Here is a 26939-nt window from a genome sequence, read left to right as displayed (position 1 = left end):
TCTATGATTGGCTTTCAGTGTCGGCATCGCGCAGAGATCCTGTTCACGCAGGTGACCTCTTTCGCGACCTGCTGTTCACGCCGGGTTCACGCAGGAATGCAGGCCTTGAGGTTCACCGATGCGTTCAAAGAATCACATGATAGCGGCATAATCTTGTTATAAGACAATACGTTAGAACTGAACCTGGGCGAGCATCGATGGACGCCGGAAAACCCGTCCGGCAATAATCGCACTGCAGAGGTCAGGGGTTCGATTCCCCTCGGCTCCACCAGCCACCCGCTAAGTACCTACAATTGTTAACTTGGCAACCAAATCAGTCACTTACGTATGCCCCTTTAGATCCATCGGGACATGAAAGCAGTGGCCGACACTCATCATCTTCAACGCCGCGGAGCCATTTGGCACTACTAACGTCGTGTTCCGGACGCACTCGCCGAGGCAATCGGCCGACGCTTCATCAAGCGTTCACTTGGCGTCACAAGTCTCGCCGCCGCGTGGAAACGTCGAACGATCGAAGATCTGAAAACCGACGCGCCTTTTGCTGAAGCCGGAAAAAAGGAAAGGCCTCAGCACTAAAAGAGCCGAAGCACTCGCTCGCGGCTCTTATTGAACACGTGCGAAGCACGGTAGAGAATGACACGCCTCGCACGCATCTTTTCACAACAGCTCTGCAACCAGCTCCGCTTCCAGCACCCGCACCCGCATCGTCGGATAGTGCGGATGGTTGGAGAGCAACGCCGTCGGGACAGCGACGACCTCGGCCCCCTTCGCCCGCAGAGGATAGATGGCGGCGCTGTCGCCGAGATGCCCGTGGACGACTTGGCTTTGGATTGAGGTGACGCGCGTCATGCAGCTCCCCCAAATCCTGGCCAATAGTGGCTGTCAGGGGTCGGGCGCCTCCCGAAAATTGCCTGACCAACGCGCACGACGTCGGCGCCTTCCTCGATCGCTTCCTCGAAGTCGCCGGACATGCCCATCGAGAGTTCGCTGAGCGCGGCGTTGCGCTTGACGGCTTCATCGCGCAAACGGCGCAACAATGCGAAGCAGGGCCGAACCTTCGCCGTATCGGCACTGAACAGAGCTAAGGTCATCAGACCGCGCGGCTTCAAGCGTGGAAACTGACCGAGCGCGTCGACGAACGGCATCAGGGTATCCGGGTGCAGACCGAACTTGCTTTCCTCTCCCGAGGTATTGACCTGGACATAGACGTCGAGGAAGCGATCCTCTCGCTCCAGCCTGCTGTTGAGGAGATCGGCGAGTCGCAAGCTATCGAGTGCATGAAATTCTTTGGCGAAGCGCGCGAGGTATTTCACCTTATTGGTCTGGAGATGGCCGACGATACACCAGCCGATGTCGAGCTCTGCAAGTGCGTCGTGTTTCGCTGTCGCTTCCTGAATCTTGTTTTCACCGAATGAGCGGATACCTGCCTCATAGGCAATCCGCAGAATATGCGCCGGCACCGTCTTGGTGATTGGCAGCAATCGCACAGAACCGCAGTCGCGTCCTGCGCGCATGCGGGCTTTATCGATACGTTCCTCGACCGACGCCAAATTGGCTCGGAAGCTGGAGAGTGGATCGCGGCCGAAGCGTTCGATGTCCGCGGTCGACATCCGGATATCGCGTTGATCTATCACCACTCGGGCTCGTCCACTCCCTGTCTCTCTCTGGCTCCAGTCGAAACTATCGCCAAACTGGCTCACATGGTACGTCCAGTTAGCGATTATTTGGGTGATCCAGTTGAGCAAGCACAGTGCCGCGCCGGCAAGCTGCGAAGGATACGGGCGCATTCAGAACTGCGATGTGTCGGCTGGCCGAAGGACGAACGTCCTCACCAGCGTTGCAAAACATTTTTTGCCGGCACCCCGCAATTATATGATTTTGAATGGTCTGGATGGATGTGAGACAGCTTCGCGTGTGACGTGAGCGGGATTCGGCACGGCTTCGACGTGATCTCGCTCGCCAAGGGGGAATTGCATTCCGTTCACTCATGTCCGTACCGGCTCGCGCGCCCGCTTGGCACCATCGATTTTTCCTCTGCGATCTTCACAAGCTCCTGTTTTCGCTGAGCAGCTATCTTGCCTGCGTCGTAACGCTGGGAATCGCGTTCGCCGCAGAGCTTCCGCGGCCGTGGTGGGCCATCCTGACAGTCTATGTAACCGCGCAACCGATGTCCGGTGCGCTTCGGCCTAAGGTCTCCTATCGGCTGATCGGGATCGTCCTCGGCGCAATCGCGTCAATCTTGCTCGTGCCGAATCTGCAAAATTCCCCGGAGCTTCTGGTTCTCAGCCTTGCCGCTTGGACGGGGACATGCATCTATCTCGCTGTCTCCGATCGGACCCCGCGTGCTTTTTTGTTTCAAATGGCTGGCTTCAGCGCAGCGGTCATCAGCTTTCCCTACCTCGACGATCCGGGCAACATCTTCACCACCACCATTTCGCGCGTCGAGGAAATGACTGTCGCGATCGTGGCTGTCACGCTGGTTCATTCCGTGATGCGTCCGTGGAATGTTCGGGAAATCATTCAGGAGCGCGCGCGGAGCTTTCTCCGCGATGCGATGGAGTGGGCGGATGGCGCACTCGATGCTCAGCATAAAAATCTAAGCAACTCGCGGCGCCAACGCGTAGCCGCCGACGTGACGGAACTCGGCATTGTCGCGATCCATCTTCCGTACGACATGCCCGGGCTCACAAGTACGCGGGCAGTGGTCTATGCCCTGCAACGGAACCTCGCGTCGCTGATTTCGCTTGCATCCGCTGTTGCGCACCGCGTCGACTTGTTGAGTGGCAAGCCAACGGACAAAGACTTGGCGGCATTGATCGACGATACTCGCGACTGGCTTCAAGAGAGAGATAGACAGCGGGCGGACGAGAATGCCGACGAGCTCATAGCGCGCGCAAGATTGTTAGGTCGAAAAAGCAGCTCGCGCGCGGATTGGTCCGCATTGATTGCGGCGAGCTTGGCGGAGCGGCTGGCCGAATTCATCGAAACGGTGCGTGAGGCGGAGACTCTCGTCATGGCCCTCGACGGGAAGCCAGCTCGCATAACGTTGGGGAACGGGAACGAGAAGCCTCGGCAGCTGTCGCAGGATCGTGCTCTGGCAGTTCTCGCGGGGGCAGCCACGGCGGCAGCTATCGTTCTCTACTGCTTGATATGGATCCTGCTCGCTTGGCCGGCAGGATCGGCGACGGCGGCTTTCGCGGCTCTTGTCACATGCTCCTTCGCTGCGCAAGAGGATCCGGCTCCTGCGATCCGCCGCTATCTTTTGGCGACGCTTGCTACATTTCCGATCGCTGCGATCTACATGTTCGTCGTGTTGCCGTGCGTGGATGGCTACGCGATGTTATCCTTAGCGCTCGCGCCAGCGATGATTGGGATCGGCTACATCCAAGCCGATCCTGCGCGCTCGACAATCGCGCTGCCGATGTTCTCGTGCCTTATCGTGGGATTGGGTTTCGTCGACTCCTTTCAGCCGGATTTCACTTCATTCGTGAACACCGGAATCGCGCAGGTCATGGGTATTGTCGTGACGATTGCCGTCACGCGCCTTTTTCGGTCCGTCGGTGCGGAGTGGACCGCGCGCGCATGGTGAGACGCCAATGGAGCGAGCTCGAATCCCTGGCGAACGCGCGAAGCGAGCCTGATTTCGGAAGCTGGACAGCACATGCCCTCGACCACGCCGGGCAAATAGCGGCACGCATCGCCGTCACAGGGGAAGGGGACGAGGAACACGCCGCAGACGGGCTCAGCGACATCCGTATTGGCCGAAATATTCTGCATCTGCGTCGGGCAGCGGCATTTGCACATGGAAGCATCGAGAGGTCGATAGACGCGTTGCTGGCGGAAGTCGCTCAATTGTTTCGGAGACGTCGCCTCGTTGGAGATTGGTCGCCGCCGCACGACAGCTTCTGGTCGGCGCTCGACAACGCAATTGTAGCTATCCGAACCATGGAGGATGATTCCATCCGTCATCAGGCGCTGCTTGCCGCAGTCGGCATTCGTTGCAACCTTCTTCCGTCAACATCCCTTACAGAGCGAGCTATCGCCGCATGATCGACGAGGTACAGTTCTTCGGCGTGTATGTTCCTGCCGCACTTTGTTGGGCAATCATCGCCAGCCTTCTGACGTACTGGTTGCGCCCGTTGGTTCATCGCTTGCCTTTAGACTTGGTCAGCTGGCGCCCTGCTCTTTTTGATATCGCAATTTTTGCGGTTCTTTGGTGGGGGCTTGCGGTGCTCGCGGACGGGCGCTTCTTGCCGACAAGGTTCCCCGTATGATGAACGGCTTGCTTTGGAGCCGCACGCTCGGAACCTTGCTCCTCGTGGCGCTCTCACTTGCGGGACTTCAGGCGCTTTGGCAGCGATATCAGATCGAACCCATTACGCGTGACGGGAAGGTCAGAGCCGATGTCGTCCAGGTGGCAACGGACGTTTCCGGACTGGTGACCGAGGTACGAGTTCAGGACAATGAATATGTCCATAAAGGCCAGATCCTTTTGGTTATGGACCGGCCGCGTTATGAGCTGGCGCTACAGCGCGCGGTTGCCACGCTTGCAAGCGCCCAGGCGACCTATGCTCAGGCGGAGAGAGAGGATCGCCGCAATCGGTCCATGTCTACCGTTATCGCTGCCGAAAAGATTGAGCAGGGCGGTGCCAAGGTCGACGAATTGCGTGGCCGCGTAGCGGAAGCGACTTCGGCCCGCGATCTTGCAGAACTCAACCTTGATCGTACCAACGTGCGCGCGCCGGTCGATGGGTATGTCTCCAACATGACCCTTCAGCCCGGCGTTTACATGAAGGCGGGAGAGGCAGTCGCGGCGCTCGTTTATGCGAAGTCCATGCGTATCGAAGGGTATTTCGAGGAAACCAAAATTCCGGCCATCCATGTAGGCGACACAGCCGTCGCCTTTCTCATGGGAGTCGGAGAGCCGGTGCATGGTCATGTCGAAAGCATAGCGTCCGGCATCACGGATCGCGAGCGCAGCGAGCGCGAAACGGCATTGGCAAACGTCAATCCCTCGTTCTCGTGGGTTCGCTTAGCGCAACGCATTCCCGTCCGCATCGCGATCGATGAGATTCCGGCGGGGCTCAAGCTGATCGTCGGACAGACAGCGACGGTCGAAATCAAACCGCGGCCCGGCAATCCGACGGTCAAGCGGAGCTTTCCGTGGTGAAAGTCATCCTGCAGGCAATAGGGATATGTCTACCGCTTCTCGCCGGCTGTACCGTCGGTCCGGATTATCACCTGCCCGGACAGGCGCTCGTAAATGCACTTCCTGCGGACGCGGCGTTCGCTTCCAAAACCGGGATGACGAGTTCCGGCGAGCCGGCTGCCGACTGGTGGCGCCTGTATGATGATACAACGCTCTCCGATCTTGTTGAGAGGGCATTGCGCGCCAATACCGACCTGCGCATCGCTGAAGCTAATCTTGAGCAAGCTCATGCGCTGCTCGCGGAAGCCGAGACCGGCCGCCAGATCAACGGAAGCGCTGCCTTCGAGACGAGTTACGTCCAGCAATCCGCCGAAGCCAACCTTAGCCACATCAAGCCGCCCCAGCATCAGATCGCCAATCTCGGGATCGCCATCAACTATGACCTTGATTTGTTCGGCGGCATCAAGCGCGGCACCGAGTCGGCGTCTGCAAATGACGAGGCGGCCGTTGCCGCGCGCGATCTTGTCCGCGTGAACGTTGTCGCCGATACGACTCGCGCATATGCGGACATTTGCAACTCCGGAAGCGAATTGGAGTCCGCGCGACGAACAGCTGCCATTCAGCTGCGGACGATTTCGTTGACGCGCACGATGGCAACGAACGGCCGCGTCGCGTCGTTCGACATTGATCGGGAGGAGGGCCTTTATCGGCAGTTCAAGTCGCAAATTCCCATGCTCGAGGCACGTCAAATCAATGCGGCGTATCGATTGACGACGCTCATAGGGCAGCTTCCGGAAAGCTACGATCGTTCTCTACTCAACTGTCGGCGGCCATTGAAATTGGCATCGAAGATCCTGGTGGGAGATGCTCACGGTCTTCTCAGCCGCCGTCCGGACGTTCGCGCCGCTGAACGCCGGCTTGCGGCATCGACGGCGATGATCGGCGTCGCGACCGCGGAACTCTATCCGGACGTAAAAATCGGAGCATCCATCGGCACCCAGGGCGCAGCTACGGATCTATTTGGGCCGCTCACCAATCGCTTTGGCGTCGGGCCTATGATCAGTTGGAACGTGAATCACAACGTGGCCCGCGCGCGCGTTGCCGGCGCTGAAGCGCGAAGCAATGCGAGCCTCGCGCTGTTCGACAAGACAGTTCTCGTTGCGCTTCGTGAAATTGAAAGCGCAATGACTAACTACGCATACAGTCTCGAGCGGTTGGAAAACCTAAGGCATGCCCGGGACCGAGCCGGCAAGGTCGCGACCGATGCCCGGAGGTTGTGGCAAGGAGGCAGTGCGGACGCGCTGACCTCGTTGGATGCCGACCGCAGTCTTGCGGCAGCCGAGCAAGCTTATGCCGCCGGGCAAACGGACGTCAGTCAGTACCAGATTGCAATCTTCCTGGCTCTGGGCGGAAGTTGGCAGGTACCGCAGGTGCAGAAATCGCGCTTGTCCGGAAATGCGGTTTCACAGGGAAAGTCCGGCTGACGGAACTTGATTGCGGGGCTTTCTACTCTCGTCTCTCCCGTGCGCATCGCTTTCCAACGGCATCTGATGCTTGAAGTTGGACCTTCCGAGGCGGGGTCAGGGTCAGCCGTTTCCTCGCATTACGATATTTTTTTTCCGTTTGGGCATGTAAAAGGCTCGGCGACAGCGTTCCTATGCATCGCCTCGAGATTTTCGTTTGTTGGATTCGGAACAAGATGGACATCACTGCTGCTCGAACATTTCTCGAGGTTCTTAAGACGGGAAGTTTCGTGGCGGCCGCCGCGAATTTGCATGTTACGCAAACGGCAATCGGAGCGCGCATCCGAGTCCTCGAACAAGAGCTCGGATGTCCGCTTTTTGTTCGCAATAGGATTGGCACACAGCTGACGCCGGCCGGCCAGAAGTTTCAGAGATACGCGGTGAGCCTTGTCCGTCTCGCAGACCAGGCGACGCAGTCCATCAGGTTGTCCCAAGCCCAAGAAGCAGTCGTGATGTTGGGGGCGGAACTCAGCATATCTCATCCGATCGTTCCTCTGTGGCTTGTCTGGATGCGCCAAACCTATCCTGCATTGGCGCTTTCGGTGCGTGTCGATACTTCTGACCGGCTCATTGACCAAGTCCAAGAAGGCTCGCTCGACGCCGCTATTCTCTACGGGGCACCCCGACGCCCCGGACTGGTAGCTGAACTCATTTTTGAGGAAAAGTTAGTGTTGGCAGAGTCGAGCCATCCCACGCAGCCGATCGACGAGATCCAAACCGTTCAAATCGATTGGGGTGAGGAATTCGCCGGCGCTTATTATTCCACCTTTCCCGATGAGGGCGCCTCTGCCGTTGCCGTCAGCTACGGTCCCCTTGCGCTTGAATACATCTTGGCTGTCGGCGGCCGCGGATATTTTAGACGTGGCTTCATCGATCCCTATTTGCGGGATGGGCGACTATCTCTGGTGAAGAGCGCACCAGAATTTTCTTATTCTGCATATGCCGTGCATTCTCCGCGGGCAGACAAGACTATTGTCGCCCATATACGCGAGGGACTTCGTGCTTGTTCGTCACGGCTCGTAAATGGCGGCTCGAAAAGCCAAGCACGCAAATAAGATCGATTGGCCGCCTCGGGCTCATCGAGCGGCACCGGAGAAGGCTGGGGCGGCTCCTTCGGAGCAGGCGGCAGGGTCGGAAGCTCTCCGGGCTCCTGCGTGGGGAAAGGAATTCTGGGAGGATCGTTGCCGTTTTCCATCCCTGCCTCCTTGGCTTCTTCCTAATCGTCTGACGGAGCATTCCGATCAATTTCGCAACGCCTTCCGAGCAGGGTGCGTTCCCTTGAGGGCTTTCAGAAATTAATGGGTTGCCCGTGAGTGGGTTGAAAGCATGAAGGCCCGGCAGGGATTGCGGATCCCTCCGGGCCTATGATGGAACGCTCCGATCTTCGCGGTGACTTTCGAAACTCTAATGTCCCGCGGCAGTCGAATCTTTGCTCAATGGCGTGACGAGCCCAAAGGGATTGCCGTCAGGATCGGCGACAATCGCAAGTCGGCCGATGTTGTTGGCATCGGTCGGAGCCTTGAGAACTTTACCGCCCTTTTTCAAGGCTTCGACAACGGCATCGTCGACATTGCTGACTTGAATGTAGGTTAGCCAGCCAGGCTTGGGATCGGTCGGCTCCTTGCCGTCATACTTCGCGAGCCCGGCGCTCTCGTTGCCGTTCTGCATGAATAGAGTGTATTCGTTTTCCCCGGCAGCGGGAGGACGAGAGGTATCTTCCGCCGCAACGATCTTCGGCGTCCAGCCGATCACGCCCGCATAGAAATCGCGGCTGCGCTCCGGGTTGGCGCTGATGAGTTCGTTCCACCACACGCTTCCGTTATCGGCCTGTGCGGCTGGTGCTGCGTTCTGGGCATTGGCCGGGAGCGAAAAGAAAGCGGCGAATACAGCCGAGAATAATGTGATAACGGCGATGCGCGGCTTCGAAATAATTTGGGACATGGGACCCCACTCCTGGTTCGGATCGAATTTGGAGACACCTAAGCAAGCGTAATGCCAACAATGAGCACGACCCCGCACAGAGGTTTTCGGTGCGGAATACGGCTCACTTCGGAGTACACGGCATAATATAGGTAAATCCGCGGAAGCCGTCGTAGTCTTTGCCTTTTACGAAGGGGACAATGGCAACGCGCTTATCCTCTGTCGGCGGATTATTCAGACCAAGAAGCGATAGAGGGTCGATAAGCTCCGCGCTGTCGTTCCACCAATCAGGTGCATCGTAACGATTGGTACGCCACGTCAGTTCATCATGATCGGCTTTCCAGACTTCCCAATGAACCTCCGGCAGATAGGTCTGGTTTTCACCGGGATGCGTGACGCGAGCCAGCCGGTCACCGCGCTTCACCTTTTGTCCTTCGCTGAAATGTTTGATTTCGTCGAAGTCCAGGTGATCGAACTCGGAGTAATAGAATTTCGGCCCACTGGTAAGATTTAGATCGTCACGATCATGCTGGATCAGGAGGGCGCCTTCGGTGCCCCATTTCCAATTTGCCTTCCAAGCCGCGCGCACTGTTCCCGACGCCGGCGCCAATATCCATTCGCCCAATCGGCCGACATCGACGCCGGTATGAATTTCATCGCGGCGCGTACCGTCGACGTCAATCCAACTCCCATATGGTGAGGAAATGGGTGTGCAATTGTAATCCGCCGGGTAATTCGGTTTTAAGCCGCTAGGTGTAACACTAGGTGCGTCGTCAGAATCAGCGGCATTTCCCATTGTGGCCGCGAGCGTGGCGAAGAAGCCAACGACGATAAAAAACGCATACCGAAGTAAAAGCACGCCCTTTAAACTCGCTAGAATCTTCAATACCAATACCCTTGCGACACCGATTTGAAAGTGTCGCTGATTTTTTGACAAAAAAATGCAGTTTACCTTTATATCAGCAATTTGATCAGTAAGCATAGTTTATCATTTCATTAACACCAAATTCTTTTTAGAGCAGATCGCATGCGACCCGCGACGACGCGCGTCTGTGTTCGACTGCATTGATTGCAAAAATGGCTCGTCTATTTTCTTTTCCGGGGAAATTAACCCAAAGTCCTCCCGCGCGCGGGGCAGAGGTGGAAATCTCTGTTAATGCGTTCGAAGCCGAGCACGAATTCCCGGGTGTACGAATTTGGTACGTGCCACACGCCACCGCAAGTAACCTTGCGGAGCATTTCGGGACGGCGACCGAAGCCGACATCGATGAGTTCGCATCGATACGCAACGTCGAAATGCGTCGTCGCTCGCTTGCGACACGTGCCGTTCTTCGAAAAGCATTGACTGAAAGTGTTGGCGGCCGGACGGCACCGCACGAGTGGAGTTTCAAAAGGTCTGCGTGGGGAAAGCCGACGTTAGCGAACAACGCAAATGCGTTGAATTTCAGCTGTTCTCACACACGCTGGGCGTCCGTTGTAGCGGTATCTACGTGCGGTCCAATTGGTATCGATATTGAAAATGCCATCGCTGATACGAATGACGCATGGCTTTCTGACGTCTTCACGACTGATGAACGCGCGGCACTGAAATCGATGGCTGTGGGGGAGCGGGAAACGGCGGTTTCTCGGCTTTGGGCGCTCAAAGAAGCCTACCTCAAGATGCTTGGCACCGGAATTGCTGAAGCATCAACAGTTGCATTTGATCCCCGCAACGATCGCCTTTGGCCGGAACATCAGAACCGCCAGCGCGAACCGGTAACGTTCCGGACATGGATCGCCAAATGCCAAGGGCATCGACTTTCCGTGGCTGTCGCAATGGGCGGCCGCAAGGGAGAAGGGGGCTCGTGGCGTCAGCCGATCGAGGAAGCCCGTGTCAGTATACGAACCAAATCGGCATTCGCTGGAAACTGGGCGAATAAGAGAGCCACGGCTCCTCCATCACTATTTCGAATTCCAAGCGCAGCGGCGGCCTGATCATCCTGCAATCGAATTTGCGGGTGAAACGCTCACATATGAAGAGCTTGATGCGGCCGCAAATCGCATAGCCAATTATTTGGTTTCTTGCGGAATTGGCGCCGAGGATCTCGTCGGAATCTATCTTAAGAAATCGCCGGAGCTTTACGCGGCAATTCTCGGCATTTTGAAAGCCGGCGCCGCCTATGTGCCGATTGATCCGCGTTCGCCGTTGGAGCGTATCCGCGCAATAGAAGATGACGCGCAGTTGCGTTTAATCATCTCGGAGAACGCGCTCGCAGGCGTGATCGAAGGTAAAGTCTCGACACCGCTCCTGCTGGCAGATCGGCAACGGCACGTTCTGGCCGGGCAATCGGACGAGTCCGTCGACCTTCTGCTCGATGCGCAAATCCATCCGAGTGCGTTGAGCTACATTATTTACACATCGGGTTCGACCGGTCGCCCAAAGGGCGTGATGATCGAACATCGCAACGTCGTCGCTTTCGTCAAATCGCTGCGCTCAGTCTACAAGGTGACGGCGAACGATCGCGTCTACCAAGGATTCTCGACCGCCTTCGACGCATCGGTGGAAGAAATCTGGGCTGCGTTTTCTCGTGGTGGAACGTTGGTCGTTCCGCCCGAAGAAGTCGAAAGGTCGCCGGCAGACGTCGCCCAATTCATCGACGATATGCAAATCAGTTATTTCTCGACCGTGCCGACGATGCTCGCGATGATCGATCGCGATCTGCCGTCTGTGACGACGCTCGTTCTTGGCGGCGAAGCCTGCTCGCAAGAGCTGGTGACGCGGTGGGCAAAGCCGGGACGCCGAATGCTGAATACGTACGGTCCAACGGAGGCGACCGTCGTTGCCACGTGGCATGAGTGCGTAAGCGGCGAGCCGGTTGCCATCGGCAGGGCTCTACCGGGCTATTCCACGCACGTGCTCGACGAAAATTTCCAGCCCGTGGCGCCCGGAGAAAACGGCGAGCTGTTCATCGGCGGTGGTGGTGTCGGGCGCGGCTACAGGCGTCTCGAAGCGCTTACAGATCAGCGCTTTGTTGCCGATTCATTCGAACCGGCAAAGCGAGGCCGATTGTATCGCACCTACGATCATGTGCGGCTCGGGCATGAAGGCGAACTGTATTTTCTCGGGCGCCTCGACGATCAGGTTAAGCTCCGCGGTTTTCGCATCGAGCTTTCCGAGATAGAAGCCGTCCTGATGGAGCATCCTCAAATCAAGGCCGCGGCGGCAGCCGTCATCGCGGTCGGAGACGACATCAAGGAGCTTGCGGCTTTCGTCGTCTGTCACGGAGCGGACGAAAGTCTCGATCGTCAAGCGGTCGACGAACTGCTGCGACGGCGCATGCCCGCATATATGGTGCCCCAATATCTCGACGTCATCGACGAGCTTCCGATGTCGACGAGCGGCAAGGTCGACCGGAAAAATCTCCCCCAACCCCAGACGCTGCTGAAGGGCACCGGCAATATCGTCGCCCCTGCAAGCGAACTCGAGGCGCGCATCGCGGCGGCCTGGTCTGAAGCGTTTCGCCTGCCGAGCATTTCGGTCACCGACGATTTCTTTCTCGATCTCGGCGGACATTCACTCTTGGCTTCGCGGTGCGCGAGCCTCGTGCGTGAAGCGATCGCGGGCGTTCAAATCTCGGTTCGCGACTTCTACGAACATCGCTCCGTACGGGCTCTCGCCTCCGTTCTCGAAAGCCGCATGGGCGCAGATAAACAGGAAAACCCGGCGCAGGCGGACGTATCGGAGGAAGCCTTCAAAAGCGTGCATCCGTTGATGCGCTGGACGACGGTGTCGCTCCAGGCTTTGAGTGTCGCGGCGTATTACAGCATTATTTTGGCGCCGCTCGCGTATATGGTGTTGATCGCGACCGCCGTGGTCGACGGTCAGATCACGTGGCAGCGCGCGGCGCAAATTTCGACCGTTGTGGGCTTCGCCATCTGGCCGAGCATGCTGTTCTTGAGCATCGCGCTCAAGTGGCTCGTCATCGGTCGTGTCAAACCTGGCCGCTATCCGCTCTGGAGCTTCTATTACTTCCGGTGGTGGTTTGTGACCCGTTTCCAAGCCTTGAGCTGGTCGGAAATGTTCGTGGGCACGCCGTTGATGAATCTCTATTGGCGCGCAATGGGCGCCAAGATTGGGCGCAACGTCTTGCTGTCGACATCTCTGTGCGGCGCCTACGACGTCGTCTCGATCGGCCGCGGTTCGAGCATCGGTCTCGAAAGCCAGATCCTCGGATATCGCGTTGAGGACGGTTACCTCGTTATCGAACGGGTCGACATCGGCGAGAATTGCTTCATCGGCATGCACTGCAATCTCGGTCTCGGCACGAGCATGGGCGACGGCGCACGGCTCGACGATATGTCGTCGCTACCCGACGGCACCGCTATGGGAAGTTACGAATGCCGCCGCGGATCGCCGGCGCTCTTGGCGGAAGTCGTAACTCCTGAAGCCACGACGCCTTCGCCGACGCTGCTGCGAACGTTCACGTTCGGAGCGCTGCATCTCGCGCTCATTTACGTGATGGGATATTTTCTGATCGCGACGATCATTCCATCCGCCATTATCATTGCGCTTGGACTGTCGTTCGGTGGTCCGCTCGGTGGCGCGATCGGCGCGTTCATCGCGGTACCGGTCGGAGTCCTGGCCTACGCGATCGGCGCAATTACGATTGTTACCCTGCTCCAGCCGTCCGAGGCTGGCCAAATGCCGGTTTTCAGCCTCGCCTACCTGAGGCATTGGTTTGTCAGCTATCTGCTGAAGAACACGCAGACCATCCTGTTGCCGGTTTACGCGACCGTCTACTGCCCGGTCTTTCTCCGCGCTCTGGGCGCGAAGATCGGCGCGGGCTCGGAAGTTTCAACCGTTTCCCATGTTACGCCGAGTCTCCTCGATGTCGGCGATGGCAGCTTCCTGGCCGACGCTTGCCTCATCGGCGGAGAACGGGTCAACGCTGGTACGGTCGAGATCGGAGCAGTGCGCATCGGCTCGCGCTCGTTCATCGGCAACAGCGCGCTCATTCCGGGCGGTCACGCTGTCGGCGACAACGCGTTGATTGGCGTCGCGTCGACGCCGCCGGCGAACGCCTCTGAAATTCCCGACCATACGCGTTGGCTGGGTTCGCCCGGGTTTGCTCTCCCGCAAACGCAGCCCAATGTTTGCTTCAACGACGCGGAAATATTTGAGCCGACGCGCCGCGCGAAGATCGCACGGACGATGACCGATACGCTACGCATACTATTGCCGGGCTTTATCGTCGCCGCGGAAGGCATCGCGTTAGCGAGCTATCTCGTAATTGGCTATCGCAGCTGGCCGCTCTGGATCGTGATCGCAGGCATTCCGTTTGTCGCGGCGGCTCTTGCGGCCGGGTCCATTGTACTGACGGCTCTTGTCAAGCAGCTGTTCGTCGGCCGTATCGCGCCGACAGTGAAGCCTCTCTGGTGCCGGTTCATCTGGAACAACGAGCTCGTGAATGGCGTGTACGAAACAGTGGCGGCGACAACCATGACGCCGCTGATGGGGACCCCGTTCATCTCATCGTGCTTGCATATGATGGGCTGCAAAATCGGGAAGTGGTGCTATCTCGAAACGACACTCTTTTCCGAATTCGATCTCGTCAACATCGGTGACCGCGCGTGCCTGAACGTCGGCGCGACGATCCAGAACCATCTCTTCGAGGATCGGGTCTTCAAGGCCGATCACATCAAAATCGGCGACGGCTGCACCGTCGGTAATATGGCGGTCGTTCTCTACGGAACGGAAATGCACGCCGCGTCGAACCTCGGTGCGCTATCGGTCCTGATGAAAGGCGACGTCCTGCCGGCCGGGACGCGCTGGCACGGCACGCCGTGCGAGCCTCTTGCCTTGCCGAAGGCAAGGGTCGCCGTAAGAAACAATCTGCGGGTCGTCGACGGCCGCTCTTATGCACAACCTAGAAGGCCAGCGCGGCTGGTGAAAAGGCAAATCGGGTTGCTACACGTCCCCGTGTGAGTACAACTAATGTGAAACTGTGGCACCGCGGACATCACCGCGGCGCCTACGCATTTGATCATTGACGTTCAAACTCGACTCTGGCACGCGAATCACATCCCCTCATTACCGTAGAGAGAAGTATCAGACCGTGATTCGACGTCTTCGTATTGAGGATGGTCGTCTGCGCTCGCGACTTTGTGCTTGAGGAAGACCAATGAAGAAACTTTTTGCGGTGATGGCATGCGGAGCGGCGATGCCCGCAATGGTCGCGCCCGCGCTCGCCGATGGACCTTTCTCTTTGAAAGACACGCCAGTTCAGGTCGAAGTGCCGAGCTGGTCGGGAATATATTTCGGAGTCAGCGGTGGCTTCGGGCAGAACCATTCGAAAAACAACTATCACGATAGCGAGGGCACGACCTCGTCCAAAAATGAATTCGCCGATGGTGGCCTGGTCTCGCTGATTTACGGCATCGACCGGCAGGTGGGCAGCCGCTTCGTTGTCGGCGCCTTCGCCGACTTCTCGGTCTCCGAATTGAATCGCGGCAACGAAGACATTCAAAACGCCATGACGATCGACCGCTCATGGGCGATCGGCGCGCGCGCTGGCGTTCTGGTCAACGAGCGGACGCTGGTCTACGCGACCGGCGGTTACACACAGGCTCACTTCTCCAATGATGGATGGTGGGACATAGACCCAGACGGCGGCGGACCGCCGGTTGCCGGCAGGGGCGGCCAGTACTTCGGCGGCTATTTTGTCGGCGGCGGCATCGAGCGGCGGATTTCCGATAACTTCTATCTGCGCGGCGAGGCGCGTTATTCGGATTTCTCAGGCAGGGTTACGAATAGCGGGACCGTTGACGGGGTCGATTTCGTAGACCGCGAAGTTCCCTCGATTTGGACGGTGCAGGCAGGGCTCGTCTATAAACTCGACCGCTCAAAAGTTTTGAACCCCGACCCGATCACGGAAGATCGCGGCCCGAAGGTCATTACCTACAACGGAATCGACGCAGCGAATGACGCGGTTGCTTACTACGGCGGCACGGTCTTCGGCTTGAGCGGCGATCTTTACAAGAATGGCTTCCTGCTTCGCACGCAGGGCATCATCGCGGATTACAACTACAAGGCGGGTGAGCCGGTCAATTCAACAGTAGATGCGGACGACCGGTCGCTGGACATTATGCTCGGCTATCAATGGGTCTTCTCCAACTGGAGCGCCATTGCCTACCTCGGCTACGAGGTGCGCAACATCCATTTGTCACCCTTTGACCCGAACAACGACGTCCGCGGTGGCGCCGATGGCTTCAAAGTCGCCGTCGAACTCGAGACCGACGATGAAAGCCCGCTGTACGGAAGCTTGGAAGGCAGCTACTCGACCGCCTTCAACTCGTACTACGCGGAAGCTCGCGTGGGCTACAACGCGAAGACTTTCATCTTCGGACCTGAAAGCTCCGTTTACAGCGACGAGGGTAACATCGCGACACGCGTCGGCGCATTCGCAACGATCCCATTCCATCTCTGGTGGAGTGGTCTCCCGGCCAAGTTGACCTTCAACGTCGGCCAGCAGTTCGTGAACAACAGCGGCGAAACGAGAGCCGGCGGCGAAGGTGCTTACGGCGGATCGATGCTGCGCGTCGATTTCTGACGCGGCGCGGGGCCAAGCCCGAGACGAATAAAAAAGGCGCGTGCTGAGTTCTACGTGAGCCGGCCGCGCCTTTCTCTTTGAGCGCTATTCGAACTTAATTGACGGCGCCGGTTGTGACAGTGCGCTTCTCGCCGGCCTGCGGTGGCGGAGCGGTGAGAGGCTGCACCGGAGATCCAGGCCCGATCTTCTGCAGATTTCCAGTGATGACGAGATCTTTCTCGCTCACGCCGACCACGCTGATGAGATCTCCATCCGTCGGGCCTGTCGTCACCAGTTTCTGCTCCGCCATGTTCTTCTCGCCGACGACGTACACATACTTCCCGAGCTGGCTCGAGCCGAGTGCGGTCTGCGGCACCATTAGAGCATTGGCGTCTTCACCGGCATGAATGCGGATGCGAACGTATTGCCCAGGCAAGAGCGCGCGATCGGCGTTGGCGATGGTGGCGCGGGCCGTGAGCGTCCCAGTCAGCCGGTCGACGCTGTTGTCGATGAACGTGATCGTGCCTTTGTGCTTCGCCTTGTCGTCTCCGGGAACGAAGATCTCCGCCGCCGTTTGGCCGCTCGCATGCACCTTCTGGATGGCGGCGAGATCCGCCTCGCTCGGATTGAACGTCACGTAAATGGGATCGATCTGGACCAGCGTGTTGAGGGCAGCACCCGCAACGTTGATGAGCGCACCGATCGCCGCTTGGTTCTTGCCCAGCCGTCCGGCGAACGGCGCACGAATTTCGGTATATTCAAGATTGAGCTCCGCCTCCCGGATGGCGGCTTCGTCAATCGCTATGGCGGCGTCGGCTTGGCGCAGTGAACTTGATCGCTGATCGAACGTATCCTTGGCGAGCCACCCGCTTTTGGTGAGTTCCGACCCGCGCTCGAGACTGGAGCTGGCGTATTCCCGCGCAGCGATATCGCGCTGCTTCTGAGCTTTTGCGCGATCGAGCGCCGCTTGATAATCCCGCGGATCGATGACGTACAGAAGGTCGCCGGCGGCCACGTCCGCGCCATCGGGAACATTCTGCTTCTGGACGTAGCCCGAAACGCGAGCCTGCAGCGTGATGTCACGAATGGATTCCGTCCGCGCCGGATATTCGAGATAAATACTCACCGGGCGTTTGATGACAGACTCGACCGGTACGGGCATGACGAAGCCAGCCTGGGGTGCCTCGGCCGCCGGCTTCTCGAGCGAAGCGACAAGCTTCTCGATTTCTTGCCGGTGAACGTAGGCCGCACTGCCAGCGGCAACCAGCAAAGCCAAGCCAATAATCTTCCAAAGGCGCATCGCGAAATCCCTGTCTATTCGGCGGCAGCCGGATGCGAAGCATCACTGCCTGATGTGTCGACCTTCCCGGAAGTGTGGGCATCACGCCCTTCCCGCCACTCTTCAATAACCGCGTAAAACACCGGAACGAACAGCAGTGTAAGCAGCGTCGCCGCCAACATTCCGCCGAAGACTGTCGTTCCGATCGATTGACGGCTGGCGGCACCCGCCCCACTCGCTATCATGAGCGGAACGACGCCAAGAATGAAAGCGAATGCGGTCATCAAAATGGGGCGCAACCGGAGCCGCGCCGCTTCCATCGCCGCTTCAACGATGGACAAGCCCTCGAGACGTCGTCTCTTTGCGAACTCGACGATCAGAATGGCGTTCTTCGCCGCAAGACCGATGAGCATGACGAATCCGATCTGCGAATAGACGTCGATTTGCAGGCCGCGAACCCAGATCGCGAGGAGCGCGCCGAACAGTGCGAGCGGCACTGCAAGCAGAACCATGAACGGCATCGACCAGCTTTCGTATTGCGCGGCAAGGATCAAGAACACGAAAATGCTCGCCAACGCAAAGACGACGAGGGCGATCGAACCCGCCTTCAGTTCCTGGAATGTAATGCCGGTCCATTCATAACCGAAGTCGCGAGGCAGAGCCGCCGCCGCGGCGCGTTCCATGGCCTGAATGGCCTGCCCGGTGCTGTAGCCCGGCGCGGGGCCGCCGTTGATCAGCGCTGAAGCATAGTTGTTGTAGTGAGGAACCGTCTCAGGACCGACGATCGGCTTCAGCGCGCCGAGCGTGCTGAGCGGCACCATGCCGCCCGTCGCGTTGCGAACGTAAAGCCGCGAGAGGCTCGACGGATCGGAGCGTGCATTGGTGTCCGCTTGCAGCGTCACGCGGAACGTGCGCCCGAAAAGATTGAAGTCGTTCACATAGAGCGAACCGAGATAGATCTGTAGTGTGTTGAATACGTCGGGCAGATTGAGCCCCAGCAGTTTCGCCTTCGAGCGATCGAGATCGTAGTTGAATTGCGGCGTCGAGGTCGAAAACGAAGTGAAGAGCTGCTGCGCATCGAGCTCCGGTTGTTTGCGGGCTTCTGCGATCAATGCCTGTGTGGCGTCGTTGAGCGCAGTGCTGCCGCGGCCCGTCAGATCTTCGACCTGGAATTCAAATCCGCCGGTCGTTCCGAGGCCCGGTATCGACGGCGGGTCGAAACTGAGCACGACGGCCTCGGGGATCATGAGCAACTGCCCGCGAACCGCCTGCACCAGACGCGACGCGCTTTGCTCGGGCGGCCGCTCGTTCCACGGCTTCAGAATGGCGAATTCAACGGCGGAGTTCGATTGCGCCGCGTTCGTCAGGAAGTTGAGGCCGCTGATCGAGCCAACGATATCGACACCCGGGGTGTTTTCCAGAACGTCTCTGACCTTCTTGGCGACGGCATCGGTTCGTTCGAGCGATGCCCCGTCCGGTAGCTGGACGACGACGAAAAAGTATCCCTGGTCTTCGACGGGCAAAAATGTCGAAGAAATGCGCTGGGAGATCAGATACGTGGCGCCGAGCACGGCCGCGAAAAGGAAGAGCATCACCCAGTGGATGCGTATCATGAAGCGCACCAGGTGAGCGTATCCGTGCGAGATCCGGTCGAAGCCGGCGTTGAACCAGCGAAAGAGCACGAACGATGGAGGCCCGCGATGGCGAAGGAAGACCGCGGCCAGCGCAGGGCTGAGCGTTAGCGAGTTGAAAGCCGATATTCCGACTGAAATCGCGACCGTTAGCGCGAACTGATTATAGAGACGGCCCGAGACGCCCGGGATGAACGCCACGGGAATAAACACGGCCATGAGCACGCCGGTCGTCGCGATGATCGGACCCGTCACTTCCGACATGGCCTTCAAAGCCGCGGCCATCGGCTTGAGGCCGTTTTCCAGCTGCCGCTCCACATTCTCGACGACCACGATGGCGTCATCGACGACGAGGCCGATCGCCAGCACCATGCCGAGAAGACTGAGCATGTTCAGCGAGAATCCAAGCACGTGCATGATGACGAGCGTCGCAATCAGCGAAACCGGTATCGCGATCGTCGGAATGATCGTCGTGCGCCAGCTTTGAAGAAAGATGTAAACAACGAGAACGACCAGGATCAACGCCTCGAGCAGCGTGAAAACCACGTCATGCATGGCCGCTGAAACAAAGCGGGTCGTGTCATAGTGCATGCCGTAGGCGATCCCCTTCGGGAACCGCTTGGACAGCTCGTCCATCTTGGTCAGCACGCGCTCCTGCAGATCGAGCGCGTTCGATCCGGGCATCTGAAATACGGCAAGCACGACCGAAGGGTCTTTGCCGAAAAATGCCGACGACGAATATTGAAGCGCCCCAAGCTCGATGCGGGCGACGTCCCGAAGGCGCACGATGGCGCCCGTGGACGGGTTCGACCGTACGACGATATTTCCGAATTCTTCCGGATTGCTCAGGCGCCCGGTCGCGTTGACCTGCATCTCGAAGGGCGTCCCCGGCGGCGCGGGCGACTGGCCGATCTTTCCGGCCGCGACTTGGATGTTTTGTTCAGCGACCGCGTTCCGAACGTCGACAGCCGTAATCCCGAGCTGGGATAGCTTGTCAGGATCGAGCCACAACCGCATCGAATAGCGTCGTTCGCCGAAAATCTGCACGTCGCCCACGCCCTGCAGCCGCTTCAACGGATCGACGATCTGAAGGTAGGCGTAATTGCTGAGCGTCACCGGATCGACGGATTGATCGGGCGACGTCAAATTGACGATCAAAACGAAATTCGGGTTCTGTTTCCTGATCGAGATGCCGGCTTGGTTGACGATGGGCGGCAACGACGACGCGGCTTCCGCCACGCGGTTCTGCACGTCGACGGCGGCGATGCTCAGCGGATAACCGACATCGAATGTGATCGTGATGTTGGACGAGCCGTCGTTGGAACTCGACGACGACATGTACGTCATGCCCTCGACGCCGTTGATCTGCTGTTCGAGCGGCGTCGTGACAGTATCAGCAACAACCTGCGCACTGGCCCCCGGATAAATCGCGCTTACAACGACTTGCGGCGGCGTGACGTCAGGAAGCTGCGAGACGGGGAGCAGGAAATAGCAAATGGTCCCTGCCAGAACCATGATGACGGCAATCGCCGAGGCGAAGATGGGCCGGTGGATGAAGAAGTTGACCATGCGCCGTCCACATTAATGCGGGTAGCCGCAGATGGCGGCTTGGGTGTCCCGTTCTAGGATCGCCTGCCCTTCTTAAGCCCTTAAATCTGTCTCACCTCAAGCAGCCATTGAGACCATCTTTGGGCGAGGTAAATATGCGGATGCCTGAGGGTCCGTCTGATGAAAAGTAGGAAACCCTGCGAGGTTCGCCAGCTTTGACGGCCTCTTCTGGCGACAATCGTATCTTTGCGGCCACAAATCATCCGGGAGGTGCGTGGCGATATGTCGTACGGTCCGAAATTCACGCCGGCTCGGCCCTCGTCGGTTTGGGGAAAATGCCCAATGATAGATCGCTCGCAGCGATCAACTCTCAATGAAATTAAACCCCGAGAAAAATGCTGCACCCGAGACTGATCGAAAAAGCGCTGCGTAATCGCCGAGCGGGAGATCAGACGGGCAGAGAGGCGGCCAAATTGGGCAGGTAGGGGCTAACGCACTTCGAGAGATCGACAAATGACGAGCATATGAAACCAGAGAAATCCGATTGCCGATACTGTCAGTTTGATCTGCCGCAAGCTTTTAGATCGATCCCGGCTGCAAAGTGGGTGGGACTTGCAGTTTTGTGACGATTGCCGCGCGTATGCGAGTCTTGAGAGAGCGTGCCGCAATTTCCTAAAAAGCGCGGGACCGCAAAACAATATCGCGGCGCGGACTGAGCGCTTACAGCTCCCCTTGCGGGCTTCCCTTGCCATTCAGAGCGCGGCCAATCTCCTTTTCGAGATCGGCGAGATCCAGGAATTGATCGGCCTGACGCCGCAACTCGTCGGCAATCATCGGCGGCTGCGTCTGCAGCGTCGATACGATGCTTACCCTTTTGCCCATTTGCTGCAGAGCAGCGACCAGACTGCGAAAATCGCCGTCGCCGGAGAAGATCACGATGTGATCGAGATTTCCCGCGAGGCGCATGGCGTCGACGGCAAGCTCGATGTCCATATTGCCTTTGATGCGTCGCCGTCCGGCGCTGTCGACGAACTCTTTCGATGGCTTGGTCACCATCGAAAACCCATTATACTCGAGCCAGTCGATCAAAGGGCGTATTGACGAATATTGCTGCTCGTCAGCAATCGCCGTGTAATAGAGCGCCCTTACAAGCTGCACCTTGCTCCTAAAAAGCCGGAGCAATCTCCTGTAATCGATATCGAATCCGAGCAATTTCGCCGCGGCATAAAGGTTGGCGCCATCGATAAATAATGCGACCCGCTCGGTCGGATAAAAATGCATGAGGGGTTTCAGACTCCTGCAGCAGAAGAATCCTCGCACCGAGTATTTTCAGTCAATATCCTGGGTTGTCAATGGTTGTCGGCTCTCGGTCACGTTCGTTTTGATCGATGCCTCGCGTCGTTCGGTGGAGTGGCAATTATTTGCCAATGAATAGTCCCAGCCAATTCGGTCAATTTGGCAGCAGGAATTCGAGATCAGCTCCATTGATTGCACCCGGCAATTGGTTCCACGGTTTTTAAAAAAAATATGGGTCGTGAAAGCAAAATTGGTGTGGCCATCGGCCAATTTCGGCATGACCGGAGCTGCGGACGCTTGCGAGCGCGTAGTGCCGGCCATCCGCCCATTCGTCGCAGAAATGCCATGGGCCGGCTGGGTGACGAACGGGGAGCCGCGTGCTAACCAGCGCCCGAAAAAGCGGCAATGAGACAGATGCCGCGTCAACGCTGAGCGACGGGCGTTCCCCGTATCGGCCGCAAAAGGCTTCAGGACCATCACATGACCACGTCAGAGCGTGAAGCGCGCATTCAAGCGTCGCGCCCGGACACCCCGGCTATTCCGCTATCGATTCCGTTCGTCGAATTCGTCTTCCTGATCGCCGCGCTTATGGCCCTGACCGCGTTGTCGATCGACATCATGCTGCCCGCGTTGCCGGAAATTGCCTCGACTTTCGGCGTCACCAGGGACAATGACCGGCAGCTCGTCATCATTATCTATATGGCTGGATTCGCAGTGGGCCAGATGTTGTTTGGCCCGCTTTCAGACCGCCTCGGCCGTAAGCCGGTGCTTATGACCGGCCTCGGAATTTTCATTTTGGGAACCCTCGGGGCGATTTTTGCAAGAACGTTCGAAACGCTGCTGATCGCCCGCATGGTTCAAGGCCTCGGCGCGGCGTCTCCACGGATCATCGCCGTCGCGGTTGTTCGAGATCTGTATAGCGGCCGGCAAATGGCGCGGGTGATGTCATTTGCGATGATGGTGTTCATCATGATCCCGGTCTTCGCCCCCTCGATCGGGCAGGCCGTCGTTCTTTTCGGCGACTGGCACTGGATCTTCGCTGTGTTGCTGGCGATGGCGGTGCTCGCTGCGGTCTGGTCCGGTACGAGATTGCCGGAAACCGCCGGCCCCGCACTCGGGACAGACCACGCGATGACGCTCGGAAAATCGCTGATGGCCGCCATCCTCAATCGGCAAACATCGGGTTACGGAGTGGCAGGCGGCTTCATGTTCGGCTGTTTGCTGGCCTATGTCGCGAGCGCGCAGCAGGTTTTTGTGGGCGTGTTTGGCATGGGCGAGAACTTCCCCATCGTCTTCGGCGCGCTCGCGTCTGCGATCGCCTTCGCGTCATTCGCCAACGCGCGTCTGGTCGGCCGGCTTGGAATGCGGTGGGTGTCGCACTCGGCACTGGTAGCCTTCATCGGCGTTGCGGTCTTTCTGGCGACGGCGGCCGCTCTGGGCATGGCCGGATTTTGGCTCTTCGCGGCAGCTGTCGGCGTCCAGTTTTTCCTATTCGGATTGATTGCGCCGAACTTCAACGCACTCGCCATGGAGCCGCAAGGTCACAATGCTGGGATGGCGTCGTCGGTCATCGGCTCGCTTGGGACTGCCATCGCCGCCGTCGCGGGCGGCATCGTCGGTGGATCCTTCGACGGCTCGATCTTTCCGATAACCGCGGGATTTGCAGTATGCAGTATAATTGCAGCCCTTATTGTCCTCTATGTCGAGGGCTCTAAGGGTCTGTTCGGACGGAACCGCCCGGCGTAAAGTGAGCTTCGCCACCTAAAATTTATGTAACGCGCGCCTGGGAGCCATCTCGTACTGGCCACCTATCGCGTCGTGTACTACATGCTGCGGCGGCGACGGTCATTTGCTGACGGCTCGATTCCGAGGCGCGAGGGCAGTACGGACATGAGAATTCTGCTGCTTGAAGACGACTTGAATACCGCACGATATATTTTGAAGGGCCTTGAGGAAGAAGGCCATACGGTTGACCACCTCGCCGATGGCCGCGATGCGGTCGCTCAAGCCGTCGCCGAGAATTACGACGTGATCATCCTTGATCGCATGCTTCCGGGTCTCGACGGCCTCGCGATCATCAAGACCATTCGAAGCGCCGGACGCGGCGTGCCCGTACTGTTCCTGACCGCGCTGGGAGGCGTAGACGATCGCGTCGAAGGTCTCGACGCCGGCGCCGACGATTACCTCGTCAAGCCATTTGCGTTTTCCGAGCTTCTTGCCCGCGTCAACGCGCTGGCCCGGCGCCCGCATACTAAAGGTGAGGAGACGCGCCTCAAGGTCGGCGATCTAGAGATCGACCTCGTGAGCAGAAGGGTGACGCGCGGGGGCGATATCATCGATCTCCAACCGCGTGAGTTTCGCCTGCTCGAAGTGCTCATGCGCAATCGTGGTCGCGTCGTGACGCGCACGATGCTGTTGGAGCGCGTATGGAGTTTCCATTTCGATCCGAAGACGAGCGTCGTCGAAACGCACATCTCTCGGCTGCGCGCCAAGATCGATAAGCCCTACAGCAAAGAGCTGATCCATACCATTCGTGGGAGCGGATACACGGTCCATGACGGCTCGTGACCTGTTCAAACGCACGCCATTCCGATTGGCGGCGACGTTCTCGCTGTTCTTCCTGACGACGATATTGGCGCTTTTCACGGTCGTCTATTTCGTCGCGAGCGAGCGCCTCGTGACTGACATTCGCGACCGCGTCGAGACGACACTCGATTCCCTCGCAGCTCTCGACGGCGAGCGCACGTTCGACGATCTCGTCGCCCTCGTCGCCAGCGAAAGCGAATCCGTCCGCGATCCCGACTTCATCATGGAGCTCGTCGACAAGAACGGCAATTTTCTGGCGGGCAATGTTCGGGGCGTTAAAGATTCGAAGCAATGGATGACGCTGAAGCGTTCCGACGTATTCCTCACCCTCGATCGCGGCGAGCCCGACGACGAATTTCTGGCGATATGGAGGCCCCTCGTCAAAGGGCGGCTCCTCGTCGGGAGTGATAATAGCGAAGTCAAGCAGATGAAATCGTTTCTGCTGAAGCTGTTCGCCTATGGGGTGGTCGCGGCGGCCCTCGCGCTTGCTCTTTGTGCGGCGTATTTTGCACGTGAAGCTCAATATCGCATCAATGCCTTCGCCCGGCCCCTCGCGCGAGTATCGCAAGGCGAGATTACCGCCCGCGTTCCGATCTCCGGACAGCATGACGACATCGACCAGGTCGCATTGCAAGTGAACCGCATGCTGGGCGATTTGCAGAGACTGATCGAGAACGTAAATCAATCATCCTCGGACATCGCGCACGATCTGAAGAAACCGCTCGGCCGCTTGCGCCAACGCCTGGATGACGCACGCAACGGGGAAGACAAGGCGGACTTTCAAAACGCAATCGATGCCGCGCTCGGCGATATCGATTCCATATCCGAAACATTCGACGCGCTGTTGCGGATTACGCAGATCGAAGCTGGCGCTCGCAAATCGCGCTTCGTAATGGTGGACCTTTCGCTTCTCCTCGCCGATGTCCGCGACGTCTACGATGTCGTGGCGGAGGACGCGGGTGACAAGTTGAAGTACGTCAGTGATTGCATCGGCCCGGCATACGTCCGAGGTGATCCGGAACTTCTTGTTCAGCTCGTCGCGAACCTGGTCGAGAATTCCATTCGCCATTGCCCGGCGGGTACTGAAATTACGATCCGCCTCTCTTCGCGCGGCGCCGTGCACGTCGTCGAAGTCTCGGACACCGGACCGAGCATCCCAGAGCACGAACGGGTGAATGTGTTTCGCCGCCTTTATCGCTTGGAGCGAGCCCGCTCGACCGAGGGGAGCGGCTTGGGCCTCAGCCTCGTTGCAGCGATCGTCGAGCTTCATTCGGCAAAGATCGAACTCTTCGACAATGCTCCGGGCCTGCGCGCCGAAGTGAGATTCCCGAGCATGTGAGCCGAGGCAGCGGCTGCAAAAATATAAGGGGCGCAATTTTGATGCGCCCCTTGGAAATTTCCGTAGCTCTGAGCGAAGCGTGGTTAGCCCGCGAGGCTTTTCCTCAGCTCGTCGAACAGCGCAACTTGTTCCTTGATCAATTCGCGCTTCTCGTCACGGCGAACGAAGATTTTGAACATCGCTTCGCCGGCACCGTTGAAGAATTGAACGGATCGCGACTCTCGCCCCATGAAGGGACGTGAAACAAAGACGATGTGCGTGCAATTCTCTGCTTTGATGTGGCCGCCAATGGGGCTGTCGCCATGCAGATTGAAATATCCGCGGCCGATCGTGCCGGGCGGGATCGGGCCTTCGCATTCGAGCACGATGTCGGGCGTGTGAACAATGAAGACCACCGGCCCCCAGGCGGTCAGAGCGGTCAATATCGTCTCGAAAGCGCTGCCGGGAACAATGGCCCGGTGCGCATCCGGAAGTGCTTCGACAGCCTCAAACGTGCTGACGCCGTATTCGCGGGCGATCTGCTCGAGGATACCGTCGGCATTCTTCGCCAAACGCTCGCGGAGCGGCGGACGTGCGGCAGCTTCGGATGTCAGAGTTTCGCTCATGCTGCTCACTCGGCCGCCGCTGCGAACACCGATTTCGAACCGTCGGCGCGAACTTCCTGGATCGCCTCGAAGCCTTCAAACTCCGGATGGCCAAGATAAAGCTTCTTCGTCGTTCCGGCGCCGGAATGCGACTTGCGGAACGATTCGGATTTCGTCCACGCCTCGAAATCCGCGAATGAACGCCAAACCGTGTGCGATGAATAGAGATGATGGTCCTCGCGCTCGGGCCCGCGAAGCAAGTGAAACGACATGAAACCGGGCTCTTTATGCAGGTGCACTTCCCGCGAGATCCACAGCTGCTCGAAATCTTTCCCGAGGCCGGGCTCAACTTTGAATCGGTTCATCGCGATGTACATTTGGCACCTTTCTTGTGAGAAAAACGGCGAACCGGGAGCTGGGATTTCCGGTTCGCCGACGATCTCAGAGCTACGAGACGGGAAGTCACTGTGCCCTAAGACGCATTTTGAATTCTTCTTGCTTGCGGAGCGTTACCGC

At 58.4% G+C, this 26939-nt stretch carries 19 protein-coding genes and 4 pseudogenes; 13 read left to right on the top strand and 10 right to left on the bottom strand.

All coding sequences use genetic code 11. The features are described 5' to 3' along the window. Nucleotides 1–423 precede the first annotated feature (423 nt). Nucleotides 424–576: pseudogene (locus K2Q04_RS22135) on the top strand (hypothetical protein); the annotation flags it as partial. An 84-nt stretch (nt 577–660) separates the two neighbouring features. On the opposite strand, the pseudogene K2Q04_RS00540 reads toward K2Q04_RS22135, so the two are convergent. Together K2Q04_RS00540 and K2Q04_RS00535 are read right to left on the bottom strand one after the other, a co-directional pair. Further along, a pseudogene (locus K2Q04_RS00540) lies at nt 661–849 on the bottom strand (pyridoxal kinase); the annotation flags it as partial. Beyond that, a complete protein-coding gene (locus K2Q04_RS00535) occupies nt 846–1610 on the bottom strand; it encodes a YggS family pyridoxal phosphate-dependent enzyme (protein WP_291157849.1) in 765 nt (254 codons plus the stop codon). The gene K2Q04_RS00535 and the pseudogene K2Q04_RS00540, both read right to left, overlap by 4 nt. 377 nt (nt 1611–1987) lie before the next feature. Between K2Q04_RS00535 and K2Q04_RS00530 the strand changes: the two are divergent. The 6 genes and pseudogenes from K2Q04_RS00530 (at nt 1988) to K2Q04_RS00500 (ending at nt 7727) form a co-directional block, all read left to right on the top strand. Further along, nucleotides 1988–4050, top strand: a pseudogene (locus K2Q04_RS00530) (FUSC family protein). Continuing rightward, nucleotides 4047–4274 (top strand): DUF1656 domain-containing protein, encoded by a 228-nt coding sequence (locus tag K2Q04_RS00520; protein ID WP_291157841.1) that lies wholly within the window; start codon nt 4047–4049, stop codon nt 4272–4274. Before K2Q04_RS00530 ends, K2Q04_RS00520 begins: the two are co-directional and overlap by 4 nt. After that, nucleotides 4271–5170, top strand: coding sequence for an efflux RND transporter periplasmic adaptor subunit (locus tag K2Q04_RS00515; RefSeq protein WP_291157838.1), 900 nt, complete (start codon nt 4271–4273; stop codon nt 5168–5170). The genes K2Q04_RS00520 and K2Q04_RS00515 overlap by 4 nt, the downstream gene beginning before the upstream one ends. Then, nucleotides 5164–6633: an efflux transporter outer membrane subunit gene (locus K2Q04_RS00510; RefSeq protein WP_291157835.1), complete on the top strand. Its 1470-nt coding sequence runs from the start codon at nt 5164–5166 to the stop codon at nt 6631–6633. The genes K2Q04_RS00515 and K2Q04_RS00510 overlap by 7 nt, the downstream gene beginning before the upstream one ends. A gap of 173 nt (nt 6634–6806) precedes the next feature. Further along, nucleotides 6807–7022 (top strand): annotated as a pseudogene (locus K2Q04_RS00505) (LysR family transcriptional regulator); the annotation flags it as partial. A 102-nt stretch (nt 7023–7124) separates the two neighbouring features. Further along, nucleotides 7125–7727 carry a substrate-binding domain-containing protein gene (locus tag K2Q04_RS00500; RefSeq protein WP_291157857.1) on the top strand — a complete coding sequence of 201 codons (603 nt, stop codon included), beginning with the start codon at nt 7125–7127 and terminating at the stop codon, nt 7725–7727. A 349-nt stretch (nt 7728–8076) separates the two neighbouring features. Here K2Q04_RS00500 and K2Q04_RS00495 read toward each other — a convergent pair whose 3' ends face one another. Next, nucleotides 8077–8613, bottom strand: a complete 537-nt coding sequence (locus tag K2Q04_RS00495) for a VOC family protein (protein WP_291157833.1) — start codon at nt 8611–8613, stop codon at nt 8077–8079. A 103-nt stretch (nt 8614–8716) separates the two neighbouring features. Then, on the bottom strand, nt 8717–9574 hold the full coding sequence (locus tag K2Q04_RS00490; protein ID WP_291157830.1) for a peptidoglycan DD-metalloendopeptidase family protein: 858 nt from the start codon (nt 9572–9574) through the stop codon (nt 8717–8719). Nucleotides 9575–9732: 158 nt separating this feature from the next. Between K2Q04_RS00490 and K2Q04_RS00485 the strand changes: the two genes are divergently transcribed. From K2Q04_RS00485 to bcsS, 3 genes are all read left to right on the top strand, one after another. After that, nucleotides 9733–10566 carry a 4'-phosphopantetheinyl transferase superfamily protein gene (locus K2Q04_RS00485; RefSeq protein ID WP_291157827.1) on the top strand — a complete coding sequence of 278 codons (834 nt, stop codon included), beginning with the start codon at nt 9733–9735 and terminating at the stop codon, nt 10564–10566. Then, entirely contained in the window at nt 10463–14557 is a 4095-nt protein-coding gene (locus tag K2Q04_RS00480; RefSeq protein ID WP_291157824.1) for a Pls/PosA family non-ribosomal peptide synthetase, read from the top strand. The genes K2Q04_RS00485 and K2Q04_RS00480 overlap by 104 nt, the downstream gene beginning before the upstream one ends. A gap of 196 nt (nt 14558–14753) precedes the next feature. Continuing rightward, nucleotides 14754–16181 carry a cellulose biosynthesis protein BcsS gene (bcsS, locus tag K2Q04_RS00475; RefSeq protein ID WP_291157820.1) on the top strand — a complete coding sequence of 476 codons (1428 nt, stop codon included), beginning with the start codon at nt 14754–14756 and terminating at the stop codon, nt 16179–16181. A gap of 94 nt (nt 16182–16275) precedes the next feature. Here bcsS and K2Q04_RS00470 read toward each other — a convergent pair whose 3' ends face one another. The 4 genes from K2Q04_RS00470 to K2Q04_RS00455 all read right to left on the bottom strand — a co-directional run bounded on the left by K2Q04_RS00470 (nt 16276) and on the right by K2Q04_RS00455 (nt 22391). Further along, nucleotides 16276–17460, bottom strand: coding sequence for an efflux RND transporter periplasmic adaptor subunit (locus tag K2Q04_RS00470; RefSeq protein WP_291157817.1), 1185 nt, complete (start codon nt 17458–17460; stop codon nt 16276–16278). A gap of 14 nt (nt 17461–17474) precedes the next feature. Continuing rightward, entirely contained in the window at nt 17475–20639 is a 3165-nt protein-coding gene (locus K2Q04_RS00465; protein ID WP_291157815.1) for an efflux RND transporter permease subunit, read from the bottom strand. Nucleotides 20640–21338: 699 nt separating this feature from the next. Beyond that, the gene (locus tag K2Q04_RS00460; RefSeq protein ID WP_092868704.1) at nt 21339–21899 is read right to left on the bottom strand and encodes an NYN domain-containing protein; all 561 of its coding nucleotides are present in this window, start codon (nt 21897–21899) and stop codon (nt 21339–21341) included. Nucleotides 21900–21947: 48 nt separating this feature from the next. Further along, the gene (locus tag K2Q04_RS00455; RefSeq protein ID WP_291157810.1) at nt 21948–22391 is read right to left on the bottom strand and encodes a hypothetical protein; all 444 of its coding nucleotides are present in this window, start codon (nt 22389–22391) and stop codon (nt 21948–21950) included. Between the two features lie 3 nt (nt 22392–22394). On the opposite strand from K2Q04_RS00455, the gene K2Q04_RS00450 reads away from it, so the two are divergent. From K2Q04_RS00450 to K2Q04_RS00440, 3 genes are all read left to right on the top strand, one after another. After that, the gene (locus K2Q04_RS00450) at nt 22395–23660 is read left to right on the top strand and encodes a multidrug effflux MFS transporter (RefSeq protein ID WP_291157807.1); all 1266 of its coding nucleotides are present in this window, start codon (nt 22395–22397) and stop codon (nt 23658–23660) included. A 144-nt stretch (nt 23661–23804) separates the two neighbouring features. Continuing rightward, nucleotides 23805–24482: a response regulator transcription factor gene (locus tag K2Q04_RS00445; RefSeq protein ID WP_291157804.1), complete on the top strand. Its 678-nt coding sequence runs from the start codon at nt 23805–23807 to the stop codon at nt 24480–24482. Next, on the top strand, nt 24469–25839 hold the full coding sequence (locus tag K2Q04_RS00440; protein WP_291157801.1) for a HAMP domain-containing sensor histidine kinase: 1371 nt from the start codon (nt 24469–24471) through the stop codon (nt 25837–25839). The genes K2Q04_RS00445 and K2Q04_RS00440 overlap by 14 nt, the downstream gene beginning before the upstream one ends. Nucleotides 25840–25922: 83 nt before the next feature. On the opposite strand, the gene hutX is transcribed toward K2Q04_RS00440, so the two are convergent. Together hutX and K2Q04_RS00430 are read right to left on the bottom strand one after the other, a co-directional pair. Beyond that, nucleotides 25923–26444, bottom strand: coding sequence for a heme utilization cystosolic carrier protein HutX (gene hutX / locus K2Q04_RS00435; RefSeq protein WP_291157798.1), 522 nt, complete (start codon nt 26442–26444; stop codon nt 25923–25925). A gap of 5 nt (nt 26445–26449) precedes the next feature. Then, nucleotides 26450–26800 carry an antibiotic biosynthesis monooxygenase gene (locus tag K2Q04_RS00430; protein ID WP_291157795.1) on the bottom strand — a complete coding sequence of 117 codons (351 nt, stop codon included), beginning with the start codon at nt 26798–26800 and terminating at the stop codon, nt 26450–26452. Nucleotides 26801–26939 lie beyond the last annotated feature (139 nt).

Source organism: Hyphomicrobium sp., assembly GCF_019753045.1.
In the GTDB taxonomy this organism is placed as follows: domain Bacteria; phylum Pseudomonadota; class Alphaproteobacteria; order Rhizobiales; family Hyphomicrobiaceae; genus Hyphomicrobium_B.
The sequence above is the reverse complement of the archived record's forward strand: the minus strand, read 5'-3'. Positions and strand labels throughout refer to the sequence as shown.

Coding starts and splice junctions, on each gene's coding strand:
- K2Q04_RS00535 (WP_291157849.1), bottom strand. CDS start 1,610: ATGTCGACCGCGGACATCGAACGCTTCGGCCGCGATCCACTCTCCAGC.
- K2Q04_RS00520 (WP_291157841.1), top strand. CDS start 4,047: ATGATCGACGAGGTACAGTTCTTCGGCGTGTATGTTCCTGCCGCACTT.
- K2Q04_RS00515 (WP_291157838.1), top strand. CDS start 4,271: ATGATGAACGGCTTGCTTTGGAGCCGCACGCTCGGAACCTTGCTCCTC.
- K2Q04_RS00500 (WP_291157857.1), top strand. CDS start 7,125: ATGTTGGGGGCGGAACTCAGCATATCTCATCCGATCGTTCCTCTGTGG.
- K2Q04_RS00495 (WP_291157833.1), bottom strand. CDS start 8,613: ATGTCCCAAATTATTTCGAAGCCGCGCATCGCCGTTATCACATTATTC.
- K2Q04_RS00490 (WP_291157830.1), bottom strand. CDS start 9,574: ATGCTTACTGATCAAATTGCTGATATAAAGGTAAACTGCATTTTTTTG.
- bcsS (WP_291157820.1), top strand. CDS start 14,754: ATGAAGAAACTTTTTGCGGTGATGGCATGCGGAGCGGCGATGCCCGCA.
- K2Q04_RS00470 (WP_291157817.1), bottom strand. CDS start 17,460: ATGCGCCTTTGGAAGATTATTGGCTTGGCTTTGCTGGTTGCCGCTGGC.
- K2Q04_RS00465 (WP_291157815.1), bottom strand. CDS start 20,639: ATGGTCAACTTCTTCATCCACCGGCCCATCTTCGCCTCGGCGATTGCC.
- K2Q04_RS00460 (WP_092868704.1), bottom strand. CDS start 21,899: ATGCATTTTTATCCGACCGAGCGGGTCGCATTATTTATCGATGGCGCC.
- K2Q04_RS00455 (WP_291157810.1), bottom strand. CDS start 22,391: ATGGTCCTGAAGCCTTTTGCGGCCGATACGGGGAACGCCCGTCGCTCA.
- K2Q04_RS00450 (WP_291157807.1), top strand. CDS start 22,395: ATGACCACGTCAGAGCGTGAAGCGCGCATTCAAGCGTCGCGCCCGGAC.
- K2Q04_RS00445 (WP_291157804.1), top strand. CDS start 23,805: ATGAGAATTCTGCTGCTTGAAGACGACTTGAATACCGCACGATATATT.
- K2Q04_RS00440 (WP_291157801.1), top strand. CDS start 24,469: ATGACGGCTCGTGACCTGTTCAAACGCACGCCATTCCGATTGGCGGCG.
- hutX (WP_291157798.1), bottom strand. CDS start 26,444: ATGAGCGAAACTCTGACATCCGAAGCTGCCGCACGTCCGCCGCTCCGC.
- K2Q04_RS00430 (WP_291157795.1), bottom strand. CDS start 26,800: ATGTACATCGCGATGAACCGATTCAAAGTTGAGCCCGGCCTCGGGAAA.